The following is a 13,817-nucleotide window of genomic DNA, read 5'->3' as shown; positions in this document are numbered from 1 at the left end:
ACGCCACTTTGTTGAATCGTTCTGGCAGCCGCCCTTGCGGCTGCCTCGACTATTTGCCGTTCACCAGGTTCAGGATGAGTTGATGGACGTTGCCGCCCTCGCTCATCTCGACCTTGTCGAAATCGCTGTTGCGCTTGCGGTGAGTCCTGGAAATCTCGCCGAGTTTCGCGGTCAGCTCCGTCCGGATTTTAGAGCACCTCGGATCGTTGGCGACCGTGAGGCCGACGCTCACCCGCTCGATCTCCTTCACCATGTCGACGATCATAACCCCGTGCACATTTTCGTGCCGACGGACCCCCGCGATGAAGATATCCCATTTCCTCTTAATCTCCGGCGACAAGGGAGAAACGGGCTTTGGCAGCACGTAAGTGATGATCAGCTTCGGTTTTGCCGAGACCAGGGTACAGGCACCATCTGGCTGTGGTTCGTATTTCCTAGTCCAGGTGAGTTTGAAGTTGGTGTGGGCAATGGCCCGAACCTCCTTGCCCACTTTTGGGCCTCTTTCACCGATCGATCCATAGAGATCGATCCCGGAATCGCCGGTAACGGGATAGGTCTGCACCTGTTCGACCGGCTGCCACTGAGCCTGCGCTGATGCCTCCATCGGGAGGAGCGCAAAAGAGGCTGCAGCCCAAAGTCCAATGCCTTTCGTCAACCGATTCCCCTTGCGTGTTTGCGCAAAATCGTAGCGAGAACCGCCACAAGTTTCAATTTCCACCGCCGCCCGTCACCGCATCTGCTCCATACATATAGCCGGCGACAATCCTGATCGGGAAGCGACAACCAGCGCCGACTCGGCCGATTATCAGGTCTTCGGCCTCGCTGCTGGAACCAGCACCCGGTGGGTGATCCGTGAATCGAGATCATACAGGGTAATCGGCGTTTCCCTGCCTATTCGCGTTCCATCCAGGAGACGGATAAGATCATCCCCGCCGCTGACCGGCTGGCCGTCGATCGCCAGGATGAAATCCCCCTCCTTCAACCCGGCCCGCTCCGCGGGACTGCCCGGATCGATGCGGCGAATGCGTACCGTCGTCTCCTGGGTCATCCCAGCCTTCAACGCTATCCGACGCGGCAGCGCGATCGTATCGACGACGATCCCGACAAAAGCCCGGCGTACATGCCCGAAGCGCAGGATTTCGGAGACCACAAAATTCGCCGTGTTAGAGGCGACGGCGAAGGCGATGCCCTGCGCACCGCGGATGACGGCCGTGTTGACGCCGACGACTTCGCCGGCAGCCGAGACGAGCGGACCTCCGGAATTGCCGGGATTAAGTGCTGCATCCGTCTGTATGACGTCCTCGATCAGCCGGCCGGTCGACGCCCTCATCGAGCGTCCGAGTGCCGAAACCACGCCGGCCGTGACCGACCAGTCGAAGCCGAGCGGATTGCCGATGGCAATCGCGACATGGCCGCGGCGCAGTCTCTTCGAATCGCCGAGCCTGGCCCAGGCCTGGACGTCCATGTCGGCACGAACAAGTGCGATATCGGTATCCGCATCGCGCCCGAGCACGCTCGCCTGCCCCACCGCGCCGTCGGCGCTGCGGATGCGCACGGCCTTCGCGTCGCCGACGACATGGTGATTGGTGATGATCAGCCCGTCGGGCGATATGGCAAAGCCGGACCCATGGCCGTTGTCGCCGAGCCGTTCGATGCGGCTGACGGCAGGGCCGACGCGATCAACCGCGCCGGCAACAGTCTCCGAATAGACGTCAAGCAGGGCGCCATCCTCGGGAACAGGAGGATTGATGTCGATGAAACCCATGGCAAGAACTCCAGAAATCCGCGCTTCTGGAAATGGAAGAAGCGGAAGAAGAACAGCATGTGGTGGGTAGGCCGTCGCGAAACAAGAATGCGCTGCGACAGGCCTGAAGCGGACGCCGATTTCATCCCTCGCCATCTGATGCTTACCGGATACACCAGCCGATATCTTCGAATTGCCCCCGTTCGAACCGCCATTAATACTTGACAGACAGTATCATATTTGTGAGCTCGAACTATTCATGAGTCTAGGGGCAAGTTATGAGAATCAAAGTGCGGGTGGGCCTGCTGGCGGCAGGCGTGGTCATCACTTCCATTGGCTGGGCGAAGGCTCAGGATCCCAACGCCGATACGACGCTCGCGCCGATCATTCTCGAGTCGGAAAGCGACGACATCCTCGTTCAGGAAGGATATGTCGCAAAATCCGACCGGATCGGCACGAAGGTGGACACCCCGATCGTCAAAATTCCCCAAGCCGTTTCGGTCGTTACGCAAGATCAGATCGAGGACCAGAAGCCGCGCACCCTCAACGAATCGCTGAGCTATACCGCGGGCGCCAATCCGAACACGTTCGGCTACGATTCCCGCTATGATGCTTTTTATCTTCGCGGCTTCCCGGCCTATTATACCGGTCTCTTCCGCGACGGGTTGAAGCAGTTTAATGGCCCCTCGGCCTGGTTTCGGACCGAACCTTACGGATTGGAGGGTATCACCGTCCTCAAAGGACCGGCCTCATCGCTCTATGGTGTGAGCGGCCCCGGCGGCATCGTCAATCTGGTCACCAAGCGTCCCAAGGACGAGCCCTTCCATGAGGTCGAGACGGTGATCGGGCAAGACAACAGGTATCAGGCGGCAATCGATCTGTCGGGGCCTGTGGATGAAGAAGGCACGCTCCTCTACCGCCTGACAGCGCTCGGCCGGAAGAGCGACACCCATATTGATGGCTATCCCGACGACACGTTCTATATTGCCCCGGCCTTTACCTGGAAGCCGGATGAAGACACCAAGCTAACGGTGCTCGGCGAATATTCCCGCTCGGTCACGGGCGGCACGGCTTTCTACGACAATCCAACCTACGGAACTGTCTCGCGAACCTATGCCGGCGACCCGGACTGGAACGATTTCACCACCAAGCAGGGCCGCATCGGATACGAATTCGAGCACCGCCTGAACGAAGTCGTCACCTTGCGGCAGAACCTGCGTTATCACGACGTCGATGCCGATCTGCAGTATAGCGGCTTTTATCCGGCTGCTCCCACCCGCTATTGGGGACATTACAAGGAACACGTGAAGAACTTCTCGATCGACAACATGGCGCAGTTCGAGTTCGACACCGGCCCGGTCAGCCACACGGCCGTCGCCGGCTTCAACTACAGCTGGACCGACTACAGCGCACGTTCCGCCTCCTCCTTCGTATCGGTCGACGACCTGAAGTCGCAGCCCTTCTTCTTCTCCGGCAGCCAGGAAATGAACCAGTACGGCCTCTATCTCCACGACCAGATGGAATGGGACAAATGGACGTTCTTCGTGACCGGTCGACAGGATTGGGCGAAGTCGCACAGCGTCACGGCTGCCCTGACCGAGATCGACAGTACCGATAGCGCCTTCTCCGGCCGAGTTGGAATATCCTACGAAACCGAATGGGGCGTAATTCCCTATGCCAACTATTCGCGGTCCTTCTCGCCAAACCTCGGCTTCGTGTACGACACCTCCGGCGTTCGATCTGTTGCCAGACCCACGCTCGCCGACCAGGTCGAAGTGGGCGTCAAATATGAGATCCCGGATACGAACGCCGTCATCACCGCCAACTACTTCGATATCAAGCAGACCGACGGCGTGGTCTATGACGGTACGTTCGACGCGGACGGCAATCAGGTTCAGCGCCAGCTCGACTTGCATTCGCGCGGCATCGAACTCGAGGCAAACGCCTCGTTCGACAACGGCTTCAGCCTGATCGCCTCCTATACCTACATGCGCATGGAGATCGACAAGGGACTGGCAGGCACGGTCGGCAATCAGCTTTCCGCTACACCGAACCACATCGCTTCGCTGTGGGGGCACTATCTGTTCGAAGACGGTCCGCTCGCCGGTCTCGGTCTCGGCGCCGGCGTCCGCTATATCGGCGAAAGCTATGGCGACGACACGAATACATTCAAGAATGATTCCCGCACGTTGATGGACGCTGCCTTGTCCTACGACTTCGGCTATCAGAACCCGGACCTGAAGGGTCTGACCCTTCAGGTGAACGCCAAGAACCTGTTCGACACCCAGAAGGCGGTTTGCTCTGCCGGAAATTGCTATTGGGACGAAGGACGCACGGTCTATGGCAGCCTGCGTTATCGCTTCTGATGGCTGAGACAGCGATCCGCAACCCGCCCTCGCCGCTCCTCGTGCTCACGGGGATCGGTGGGCTTTACGTCGCGCAGAGCGTCATCGGCGGCGTTACCTGGGCCGGCCTTCCCGCGATCATGCGCTCCGAGGGCGTACCGCTCGACCAGATCGGCTATGTTTCGCTGATCGCGCTGCCCTGGGCGCTCAAATTCCTCTGGTCGCCCTGGGTGGAGCGCTACCGGCTGCCGCCAAGAGGAAAAAACCGCTCTGCCGAAATCGTTGCGACAGGCGGACTGATCTCGATCGTCGGCATGTTGCTGGTCGGCAGCCTGACGCCGAGTGAAGCCTTTCCGTTGCTTGCCTGCCTGACGGTTGTGGCCTTTGCTGCCTCGACGGTCGACATCGCCTGTGACGGTTTTGCGGTTCAGACGCTGTCCAAGGCGCAGCATGGCTGGGGCAACGCCGCACAGGTCGGCGGCGCCTATCTCGGTTCGGCGATAGGCGGTGGCCTGTTCCTTTACCTGGTCGGGGCCTTCGGCTGGTCTCAGGCATCCTGGACGATATCAGCGATCCTGCTCCTTCTCGGCCTGCCCTTCCTGTTCGGCGCCGCACGGAACCTGCCGGAGGAAACCCGTCAGCACGTTCCATCGCTCGGCGCTCCGCTGAGGCGGCCGGAGCTGCGTCGCGGCCTCCTGGTTTCGGCGATCTTTGTGATCGCGCAGAAAACAGCGCTCGGGATGATCGGCCCCTTCCTCGTCGATTCCGGGTTCGACGTGGCGACGATAGGCCTGTTGAACGGAGTGGGAAGCCTTTTCGTGGGCTTGGCCGCGGCACTTCTTGGCGGGCTCTGCGTCAGGTTGTGGGGCGTGCGGCCCGTGCTGGCGCTCTCACTCCTTGTCCAGGCGGCGTTTCTCGCGCTGTTCAGCCTTGCAGGTTTTACCAAACTGCTGCCGGAAAGCCTGCTGGTCGTCGCAGCGATCGGCAGTTCGTCCGGCATCATGGCTTTTGGCTTCGTCGCGCTTTACGCCCAGTTCATGCGCTGGTCGGATCCACGGCAGGCTGGAATCGACTTTACCCTCTTTCAGTGCATGGACGCTTTGGTGAGCATCCTCGGCGGAATCCTGGCCGGCCAGATTGCAAACGCCTTCGGCTACGGAATATTCTTTGCCTCTGCTGCGGCACTTGCTCTCGTTGCCGCCCCCGCGATTGCGGCATCGGCCAGACCTGAAAACGCTTTGGCTTCGTAAGGCGGAAGCGGCATCTGTGCCGCTTGTTCCTGCCCACTTTCCGGCGGCGAGCGCGCCGCGCCTTCCTGCAATACGAACGTTGTTGATGACAACCACCCAAAGTTATCATACATCTTGCACAACAGGGCACCGGAAATAGACGCTATCCCGAGTGGAATACTCGGCGTGGCTGGAGAAGGATGAGGGAACCTATGAGCGTGGAGACGAATGCGGATACCGGGAAGAAATCAGGAACGCTCGTATCCCGGCTTGACGAAACGCTCAGGCGGGCGATCGCCAGCGGTCAGTTTCCGCCTGGTTCGAAACTGCCGAGCGAGGCCCAGCTGACGGCGGCCCATGGCGTCAGCCGCACCGTTGTCCGCGAGGCGATAGCCGCACTTCGGGCCGACCGGCTGGTGGAGGCACGGCAAGGCGCCGGCGTCTTCGTGCTGGAGACCTCCGCGCCGAATCGTCCCGCAATGTTATCACTTTCCAATACCGACCTCGCTCGCGTGTCGTCGATGATCGAGCTGCTCGAGCTCAGAACTGCAGTGGAGGTGGAGGCTGCGGGGCTCGCAGCGCTCCGGCGGTCACCGGCGCAGGAGGAAGTTATCCTCGAACGACATGACGCAGTTCGCGCCTGTCTGGAGGCCTCGAAGCCGACGAGCGAGGCGGATTTCGCACTGCATCTCGCGATCGCGGAAGCGACAAACAATCCCCGCTTCCGCGAATTTCTCACGATGATCGGACGCAATCTCATCCCCCGCGCTGCTCTGCGACCGGACGACTCCGAGGCCGATCAGGCGGCCTATATCAAGCTCCTGGACGATGAACATAACGCCATCGTGAGCGCGATCTCCATGGGCGACGAGGAAGGCGCTCGCGAGGCGATGCGACGGCACCTGCGCGGTGCCCAACTGCGCTACCGGACCCTCCTGAGAGAGATGCGGGAATCTGTAAGATAACTTGTTGACACAAGTAACTCCGACCTGTACGACAATTTCCGTCCGGAGGAGACGTTTACAGAGGAAATACAGATCATGACGCCTGAAGAAATCAAGGCTACGCTTGGGGCCGGCCTGCTGTCCTTTCCCGTCACCCATTTCGACAAGGAAGGCCAGTTTCAACCGGAAAGTTATCGCCGCCATATCGAATGGCTGTCTGGTTTCGAGGCGCCGGTTCTCTTTGCCGCCGGCGGCACCGGCGAGTTCTTCTCGCTCTCTCCGAACGAAATTCCCGGTATCGTCGCAGCCGCCAAGGAAGCCTCCGGCAAGACTGCGATCGTTTCCGGCTGCGGCTTCGGCACCCATGTGGGCGTCGAACTCGCCCGCGCCGTCGAAAAGGCCGGCGCCGATGGCATCCTGCTGCTGCCCCATTACCTCATCGATGCGCCACAGGAAGGGCTCTATCATCATGTGAAGCGCATCTGCCAGTCGGTCGGCATCGGCGTCATGGTCTACAACCGCGACAATTCCGTCCTGCAGGTCGACACGCTGAAGCGCTTGTGTGATGAGTGCCCGAACCTCATCGCCTTCAAGGACGGCACCGGCGACATCGGACTGGTCCGGCAGATCACCGCCACCATGGGCGATCGGCTGATGTATCTCGGCGGTATGCCGACTGCCGAACTTTTTGCGGAAGCTTATCTCGGGGCCGGTTTCACGACCTATTCCTCAGCAGTCTTCAACTTCGTGCCGGGACTGGCCGTCGAGTTCTACAAGGCTCTTCGGGCGGGCAATCGCGCACGCTGCGAGGAGATCCTGAGGGACTTCTTCTACCCGTTCATGGCGCTGCGCAGCCGTCGCAAGGGTTATGCGGTTTCGGCAATCAAGGCTGGCGTTCGCCTCCAGGGCTTCGATGCGGGCAAGGTACGCCCGCCGCTGGACGATCTGACAGCGGACGAAGAAGACATGCTTCTGCAACTCATCGGCTCCCACAAGCGGTAATGCCATGAAGATCGCATCGGTTCGCACCCATCTTCTCGAACACAAGCTCGATGTCGCCTTCGAAAGCGCTTCCATGCGCTTCGATCGCCGCGCGCATATTCTGGTGGAGATCGAGTGCGACGACGGCACGATCGGCTGGGGCGAGTGTCTTGGCCCTGCCCGACCGAATGCTGCGGTCGTCGCAGCCTATGCAAATTGGCTGGTCGACGAAAATCCGCTGGAAACCGAAAAGATCTGGGCGCGGCTCTACAATGCGCTTCGCGACCAGGGCCAGCGTGGCCTTGCCGTCACAGCATTGTCCGGCATCGACATCGCGCTCTGGGACATAAAGGGCAAGCATTTCGGTGTCCCGGTCTCGATCCTGCTCGGCGGTCGCTTTCGCGAGTCCGTCAAGGCCTACGCAACCGGCAGCTTCAAGCGCGACGGTGTCGACCGGGTCGAGGACAATGCGACGGATGTCGCCCGCTACCGCCAAGAGGGTTTTCACGCCACCAAGATCAAGATCGGCTTCGGCGTCGAGGAAGATCTGCGCGTCATACGCGCAGTCCGCGATGCCGCCGGCCCGGACATGCGCCTGATGATCGATGCCAATCACGGATATGACGCGGTGGAAGCCATCAGGCTCGGCAACGCAGCATCGCAGTTCGGAATCGACTGGTTCGAGGAGCCCGTCGTCCCGGAACAGCTCGCTGCCTATCGAGAAGTCCGCGCCAGACAGCCGATCCCGGTTGCCGGCGGCGAGACTTGGCACAGCCGCTGGGGTATACGCGAACCGGTGGAAACCCGTGCGGTAGACATTCTGCAGCCCGATTTGGCTGGCGTGGGCGGTTTCACGGAGGCCAAGCGCGTCGCCGACCTCGCCGCATTGCATGGCATCCGCGTCGTGCCGCACGTCTGGGGTACGGCGGTGCATATCGCGGCAGCCTTGCAATTCATGGCAGCAATGATTCCAAGCCCGGTCCGCGTCAACCCGATCGAACCGATCCTCGAATTCGACCGCACCGATAACCCGTTCCGGCAAGCGGTGATCAAAACGCCGATCGAACACGAGCGCGGCGTGGTGCAGATTCCGAACGGCCCAGGCCTCGGGATCGAGATCAACCGCGATGCGCTCGCTGAATTCCGCATGGGAGACATCTGATGCTCGTCCGCACCCTTTCCGGCAATCCTCCCAAGACTAAACTGCCCAAGGGCGCGGTCGATACCCAGATGCATGCCTATCTGCCGGGTTACCCTTCCCTGCCCGGCGGCCCAGGCCTGCCGGCAGGAGATTTACCGACGCCTGCCCAGTATCTTGAATTCATGCGCTGGATCGGCATCGATCGGGTCATCGTCACCCAGGGCAATGCCCAGCAGCGCGACAATTCCAACCTCAATGCCTGCCTTGCCGAGTTCGGCTCGATCGCCCGCGGTGTCTGCGTCATCGACTCGACCACGTCGGACCCAGAACTGGAGCGCCTTTCCGCAGCGGGCAATGTCGGCGCGCGGATCATGGATCTTCCCGGCGGCGCGGTGAACCTCGGCGAATTGGAAGCGGTGGATTCGAAAGCAGCCTCCCAGGGATGGATGCTCGCGATACAATTCGACGGCAGCAACATTCTTGACCACGAGGCAAGACTGGCCAAGCTCAAGTCCCGCTGGGTGCTCGATCATCATGGCAAATTCTTTGCGGGCGTCACGCCCGACAGTCCGCAGGTCGCAGCGGTCAAGCGGCTGATCGACGGCGGCAGGTGCTGGTTCAAATTCGCCGGCGTCTACGAGTCGTCCAAGTCCGGCGGCCCGGACTATGCCGATGTGGCGGCAGTGGCGCGCGAAATCGCAGCCTATGCGCCCGAGCGCATCGTCTGGGGCACCAACTGGCCCCACAATCTCGCCCGCGAGCAGGCCGATTATCCGAACGATGCGGCGCTGACTGATACCGTGCTCGGCTGGCTCCCAGACGACACGGCCCGTCACCTCGCGCTCGTGAAGAATCCAGAAGAACTTTACGGCCTTCCCGCGTGGACGGCTGAAAGAGACTGACGACAGAACGACCGGAGCATGGAGGCTCCGGCGTGTTACCAGAGGAGGAAAACATGAAACTCACCAAAATGCTCGGCCTTGCACTAGGCCTGGCGCTCGCCGCGACAACCGCCCATTCGCAGGAAGTAACGCTGCGTTCCGCCGACATCCATCCGGACGGCTATCCGACCGTGGAAGCGGTCAAGTATATGGGCGAACTGATTTCGCAGCGCACCAACGGCCGCATCAAGATCCAGGTCATGAACAACTCGGTGCTTGGCAGCGAGAAGGACACGATCGAACAGACCCGCTTCGGCGTCATCGACATGAACCGCGTGAACGCCGCTCCGTTCAACAACCTGGTGCCCGAGACAGCCGTTTTGGGCCTTCCCTTCCTGTTCCGTTCGACCGAACATATGCACAAGGTCGTCGACGGCCCGATTGGCGATGAGGTTCTGAAAGCCTTCGAACCCCATGGTCTCGTTGGTCTCGCCTATTATGATTCCGGCGCACGTTCCTTTTATACGACCAAGAAGCCGGTGGAGAAGCTCGCCGATCTTAAGGGTATGAAGATTCGCGTCCAGCAGTCGGACATGTGGATTGCAATGATGCAGGCCTTCGGCGCCAATCCTACGCCGATGCCGATGGGTGAGGTCTATTCCTCGCTCGAGACCGGCGTCGTCGACGGGGCGGAAAACAACTGGCCTTCCTATGAATCGGCTCGTCACTACGAGGTGGCCAAGAACTATTCCCTGACGCAGCACTCCATGACCCCGGAAATTCTGGTCATGTCGAAAACGTCCTGGGACAAGCTGAGCCCGGAAGACCAGAAGGCCGTCAAGGAATCCGCCAAGGAATCCGTCGGCAAGATGCGGGAACTGTGGGCGGCCCGTGAAAAGAGCTCGGAACAGAAGGTCCGCGACGGCGGCGTCAAGGTGATCGAGGTCAACAAGGAAGAATTCTCCGCGGCCATGAAGCCGGTCTACGACCGCTTCGTTACCGATGCGAAGATGAAGGATCTCCTGAAGCGCATCCAGGACGTAAAGTAAGTTCAAGCGGTAGACCGGCCCTCCTTCGAGGGCCGGTTTTTTTGTAGGCCGGTTTTTCGCAGACACCGGCGGGAGGACGTAATCATGAGAAACTTCATGCTGGCCATAAGACCCCTTCTGGGCGGGCTCAGTCGCATGTCACTTTACATCGCCGGCATTGGCATGGTCACCATGACCCTCATCGTCGGTTGGCAGGTTTTCGGCCGCTACGTGCTGAACGATTCCCCGACATGGTCCGAGCCGCTGTCACTTTATCTGATGTCCTGGTTCATCATGCTCGGAGCAGCCGTCGGCGTTCGCGAGAGCGTGCATCTCGGGCTCGATATCGTCCGTTACGTCATGCCGCCGGTGATCCAGAAAACGATGGATCTCATAAGTCTCGGCCTCATCGTGCTCTTTGGCATCGGAATGGCCTATTACTCGACGCTACTCGCGATCGGCACGTGGTCGGCCACCATTCCCGTTCTCGGCTGGCCGGGTGGCACGGATTTCTTCCCGATGATCGTCGGCGGCGCGATGATCTCTCTGTTCGCTCTGGAGCGCTTTGTCGATGTCGTTGTCGGCATTGAAGTGGCTGCCGACGTCCTCGTGCAGGAGGCTGCGTAATGGCCTACGCCATCCTTTTTGGTTCTTTTACTGTCCTGATGCTGATTGGCATGCCGATCGCGTTCTGCCTGGGGATCGCATCCTTCGCCACGGTCCTCTACATAGGTCTGCCGCCGATCGTCGTCTTCCAGCAGCTGAATTCCGGCATGAACGTCTTTGCGATGATGGCGATCCCGTTCTTCATCTTCGCGGGCGACCTGATGGTGCGCGGCGGTATTGCCCATCGACTGATCCGCTTTGCAGCCGGCCTCGTCGGGCATCTGCGCGGAGGCCTGGGCCAGGTAAACGTCGTCGCCTCAACGCTGTTCGGTGGTATTTCCGGTTCAGCGGTTGCGGATGCCTCGGCTGTCGGCGGACTCATGATCCCGCAAATGGCGGCCCGCGGCTATGACAAGGACTACGCCGTCAACGTGACCGCCAATGCCGCCATCATCGCGCTGATGATCCCGCCCTCGCACAACATGATCCTCTATTCGATCGCAGCCGGCGGCAACGTCTCCGTCGCAGATCTCTTCACCGCCGGCATCATTCCCGGCCTGCTGCTCGCCGGTGCGCTGATGTTCACGGCCTGGTGGGTTGCCGTTAAGCGTGGTTATCCGGCTGACCCGTTCCCCGGCCTCGCCCGCGTCGGTTATTACCTGCTGGCCTCGCTGCCCGGTATCCTGTTGATCGCCATCATCTTCGGCGGCGTCCGCTCCGGTGTGTTCACGGCGACGGAGAGCTCCTGCATCGCAGTCCTCTACGCCTTCTTGGTCGCCATGCTCGTCTATCGCGAATTGAACTGGGAAGGTTTTGTCGAGGCTGTCATGGGCGCGGTGCGCACCACGGCGATGGTGCTGCTGGTCATCGGCACCGCGGCCGCGTTCGGCTGGCTGATGGCATTCCTGCAGGTTCAGTCGCTGATCATCTCAGCAATCAGCGCGATCTCGGACAATCCGATCGTCGTTCTGCTGATGATCAACCTTATCCTGCTGGTCCTTGGCACGTTCATGGACATGGCACCGATGGTTATCATCTCAACGCCGATCCTGCTGCCCGTCGTCAAGGCTTTCGGCGTCGATCCAGTGCACTTCGGCGTCATCATGATCCTCAATGCCGGGATCGGCCTCAACACGCCGCCGGTCGGAACCGTGCTATTCGTCAGTTGCGCGGTGGGCGGCATCACGATACGTGAAGCGATGCGCACGATCTGGCCTTTCTTCGGAGCCAGCATAGCAGTATTGCTGCTCGTGACTTACATCCCTGCCCTGTCGCTCTGGCTGCCAAGCATTTTCAGGTGAGCGACTGAACAAGCTTTATCTGACGGTCCCGTCCCATGACGGGGCCTTTCACATGAAAGGAGAGGTCAATGACCATCTACCAGAACCTGATCGCCGGCGAATGGGTCGGCTCCGACGCTTCGAAGAACATCAATCCCTCCGACACGAATGATGTGGTGGGCATGTATGCCCAGGGCAGCGCCGAAGACGCCAAAGAGGCGATCGCCGCGGCAAAGGCAGCCTTCCCCGCTTGGTCCCGCTCCGGCATCCTCGAACGCCACGCGATCCTCAGAAAGACTTCCGACGAAATCCTCGCCCGAAAGGACGAGCTCGGCGCGCTCCTGGCCCGCGAGGAAGGCAAGATCCTTCCCGAAGCAACCGGCGAAGTCATCCGCGCCGCCCAGATCTTCGATTTCTTCGCCGGCGAAGCCCTGCGCCTCACCGGTGAAATGGTGCCCTCCGCCCGTCCGAACATCGGTGTCGAGATCACCCGCGAACCGCTTGGCGTCATCGGCATCATCACGCCCTGGAATTTCCCGATCGCCATTCCGGCCTGGAAGATCGCGCCAGCCCTCTGCTACGGCAATACCGTGGTCTTCAAGCCTGCCGATCTTGTACCCGGATGTGGCTGGGCGATCGTCGACATCCTGCACCGCGCCGGTCTCCCGAAGGGCGTGCTGAATCTCGTCATGGGCCGCGGCTCGGTGGTCGGCCAGGCCATGCTCGACAGCCCGGACCTCGCCGGCATCACGTTTACCGGCTCCACCGGCACCGGCAAGCGCGTCGCGCTCGCTTCGATCGAGCATAACCGCAAGTTCCAGCTGGAAATGGGCGGCAAGAACCCGATGGTCGTCCTTGATGACGCGGATTTGACCGTCGCTGTCGAAGCAGCCGCCAATTCCGGCTTCTTCTCGACCGGCCAGCGCTGCACCGCCTCCTCGCGGCTGATCGTCACCGAAGGCATCCACGACAAGTTTGTCGCGGCGCTGACCGAAAAGCTGAAGACGCTCAACGTCGACAACGCCATGAAGGCCGGCAGCCATATCGGCCCGGTCGTCGACGACAAGCAGCTGAAGCAGGACACTGACTATATCGACATCGGCAAGTCGGAAGGCGCCAAGCTCGCCTTCGGCGGCGAAGTTATCAAGCGCGATACCCCCGGCTTCTATCTGCAGCCAACGCTGTTTACCGAAGCGACCAACCAGATGCGGATTTCCCGCGAGGAAATCTTCGGACCGGTCGCAAGCGTCATCCGCGCCAAGAACTACGAAGAAGCGCTGGCAATTGCCAATGACACGCCCTTCGGTCTCTCGGCCGGCATCGCCACCACCAGCCTGAAATATGCCACCCATTTCAAGCGCAACTCGGAAGCAGGCATGGTGATGGTCAACCTGCCGACCGCAGGCGTCGATTTCCACGTCCCGTTCGGCGGCCGCAAGGCTTCCTCTTTCGGCCCACGCGAACAGGGTAAGTACGCCGCGGAATTCTTCACCGTCGTGAAGACCGCCTACACCTTGGCCTGAATCGGCATAGGGGGCGATTTAATCAATCGCACCCCTGCCACACCACCCGGCATGCGGGTCCGCACCGGGCGGTTTGAGAGATTGAGGCTAAGCGAGCCTGGGTAGTCCGATTTGA

12 protein-coding genes are annotated in these 13,817 nt (G+C 60.7%); 10 read left to right on the top strand and 2 right to left on the bottom strand.

Going from position 1 to position 13,817, the window contains the following annotated elements; all coding sequences use genetic code 11:
* Positions 1-49 precede the first annotated feature (49 nt).
* Positions 50-604, bottom strand: a complete 555-nt coding sequence (locus tag EDE09_RS20880; RefSeq protein ID WP_112801315.1) for a DUF922 domain-containing protein — start codon at positions 602-604, stop codon at positions 50-52.
* A 201-nt stretch (positions 605-805) separates the two neighbouring features.
* A complete protein-coding gene (locus EDE09_RS20875) occupies positions 806-1,765 on the bottom strand; it encodes a trypsin-like peptidase domain-containing protein (protein WP_112801313.1) in 960 nt (319 codons plus the stop codon).
* Positions 1,766-2,022: 257 nt separating this feature from the next.
* On the opposite strand from EDE09_RS20875, the gene EDE09_RS20870 reads away from it, so the two are divergent.
* The 10 genes from EDE09_RS20870 to EDE09_RS20825 all read left to right on the top strand — a co-directional run bounded on the left by EDE09_RS20870 (position 2,023) and on the right by EDE09_RS20825 (position 13,702).
* Positions 2,023-4,110 (top strand): TonB-dependent siderophore receptor, encoded by a 2,088-nt coding sequence (locus EDE09_RS20870; RefSeq protein ID WP_112801233.1) that lies wholly within the window; start codon positions 2,023-2,025, stop codon positions 4,108-4,110.
* Positions 4,110-5,339: an MFS transporter gene (locus tag EDE09_RS20865; RefSeq protein WP_112801228.1), complete on the top strand. Its 1,230-nt coding sequence runs from the start codon at positions 4,110-4,112 to the stop codon at positions 5,337-5,339. The genes EDE09_RS20870 and EDE09_RS20865 overlap by 1 nt, the downstream gene beginning before the upstream one ends.
* Before the next feature lie 191 nt (positions 5,340-5,530).
* Entirely contained in the window at positions 5,531-6,283 is a 753-nt protein-coding gene (locus EDE09_RS20860; RefSeq protein WP_105370164.1) for a FadR/GntR family transcriptional regulator, read from the top strand.
* A 75-nt stretch (positions 6,284-6,358) separates the two neighbouring features.
* Positions 6,359-7,264, top strand: coding sequence for a 5-dehydro-4-deoxyglucarate dehydratase (gene kdgD, locus EDE09_RS20855; protein ID WP_105370165.1), 906 nt, complete (start codon positions 6,359-6,361; stop codon positions 7,262-7,264).
* A 4-nt stretch (positions 7,265-7,268) separates the two neighbouring features.
* Complete coding sequence (locus tag EDE09_RS20850; RefSeq protein ID WP_112801225.1) at positions 7,269-8,405, top strand: mandelate racemase/muconate lactonizing enzyme family protein; 1,137 nt, start codon at positions 7,269-7,271, stop codon at positions 8,403-8,405.
* The gene (locus EDE09_RS20845; protein ID WP_132412773.1) at positions 8,405-9,286 is read left to right on the top strand and encodes an amidohydrolase family protein; all 882 of its coding nucleotides are present in this window, start codon (positions 8,405-8,407) and stop codon (positions 9,284-9,286) included. Before EDE09_RS20850 ends, EDE09_RS20845 begins: the two co-directional genes overlap by 1 nt.
* Before the next feature lie 53 nt (positions 9,287-9,339).
* Positions 9,340-10,314, top strand: coding sequence for a TRAP transporter substrate-binding protein (locus EDE09_RS20840; protein WP_105370168.1), 975 nt, complete (start codon positions 9,340-9,342; stop codon positions 10,312-10,314).
* 84 nt (positions 10,315-10,398) lie between these two features.
* Entirely contained in the window at positions 10,399-10,920 is a 522-nt protein-coding gene (locus EDE09_RS20835) for a TRAP transporter small permease (RefSeq protein WP_105370169.1), read from the top strand.
* Positions 10,920-12,200, top strand: coding sequence for a TRAP transporter large permease (locus tag EDE09_RS20830; protein WP_112801221.1), 1,281 nt, complete (start codon positions 10,920-10,922; stop codon positions 12,198-12,200). The genes EDE09_RS20835 and EDE09_RS20830 overlap by 1 nt, the downstream gene beginning before the upstream one ends.
* Before the next feature lie 68 nt (positions 12,201-12,268).
* Positions 12,269-13,702, top strand: a complete 1,434-nt coding sequence (locus EDE09_RS20825) for an aldehyde dehydrogenase family protein (RefSeq protein WP_132412771.1) — start codon at positions 12,269-12,271, stop codon at positions 13,700-13,702.
* The last annotated feature ends 115 nt before the right edge of the window (positions 13,703-13,817 follow it).

The sequence above is a fragment of the Neorhizobium sp. S3-V5DH genome (genome assembly GCF_004343065.1).
In the GTDB taxonomy this organism is placed as follows: Bacteria; Pseudomonadota; Alphaproteobacteria; order Rhizobiales; family Rhizobiaceae; genus Neorhizobium; species Neorhizobium huautlense.
This window is presented reverse-complemented; position numbering and strand designations above follow the sequence as displayed.

Excerpts from the sequence above, each read along its gene's own strand:
- kdgD (WP_105370165.1), top strand. The coding sequence starts at position 6,359 with ATGACGCCTGAAGAAATCAAGGCTACGCTTGGGGCCGGCCTGCTGTCC.
- EDE09_RS20830 (WP_112801221.1), top strand. The coding sequence starts at position 10,920 with ATGGCCTACGCCATCCTTTTTGGTTCTTTTACTGTCCTGATGCTGATT.
- EDE09_RS20825 (WP_132412771.1), top strand. The coding sequence starts at position 12,269 with ATGACCATCTACCAGAACCTGATCGCCGGCGAATGGGTCGGCTCCGAC.
- EDE09_RS20870 (WP_112801233.1), top strand. The coding sequence starts at position 2,023 with ATGAGAATCAAAGTGCGGGTGGGCCTGCTGGCGGCAGGCGTGGTCATC.
- EDE09_RS20835 (WP_105370169.1), top strand. The coding sequence starts at position 10,399 with ATGAGAAACTTCATGCTGGCCATAAGACCCCTTCTGGGCGGGCTCAGT.
- EDE09_RS20840 (WP_105370168.1), top strand. The coding sequence starts at position 9,340 with ATGAAACTCACCAAAATGCTCGGCCTTGCACTAGGCCTGGCGCTCGCC.
- EDE09_RS20850 (WP_112801225.1), top strand. The coding sequence starts at position 7,269 with ATGAAGATCGCATCGGTTCGCACCCATCTTCTCGAACACAAGCTCGAT.
- EDE09_RS20880 (WP_112801315.1), bottom strand. The coding sequence starts at position 604 with ATGGAGGCATCAGCGCAGGCTCAGTGGCAGCCGGTCGAACAGGTGCAG.
- EDE09_RS20865 (WP_112801228.1), top strand. The coding sequence starts at position 4,110 with ATGGCTGAGACAGCGATCCGCAACCCGCCCTCGCCGCTCCTCGTGCTC.
- EDE09_RS20845 (WP_132412773.1), top strand. The coding sequence starts at position 8,405 with ATGCTCGTCCGCACCCTTTCCGGCAATCCTCCCAAGACTAAACTGCCC.
- EDE09_RS20860 (WP_105370164.1), top strand. The coding sequence starts at position 5,531 with ATGAGCGTGGAGACGAATGCGGATACCGGGAAGAAATCAGGAACGCTC.
- EDE09_RS20875 (WP_112801313.1), bottom strand. The coding sequence starts at position 1,765 with ATGGGTTTCATCGACATCAATCCTCCTGTTCCCGAGGATGGCGCCCTG.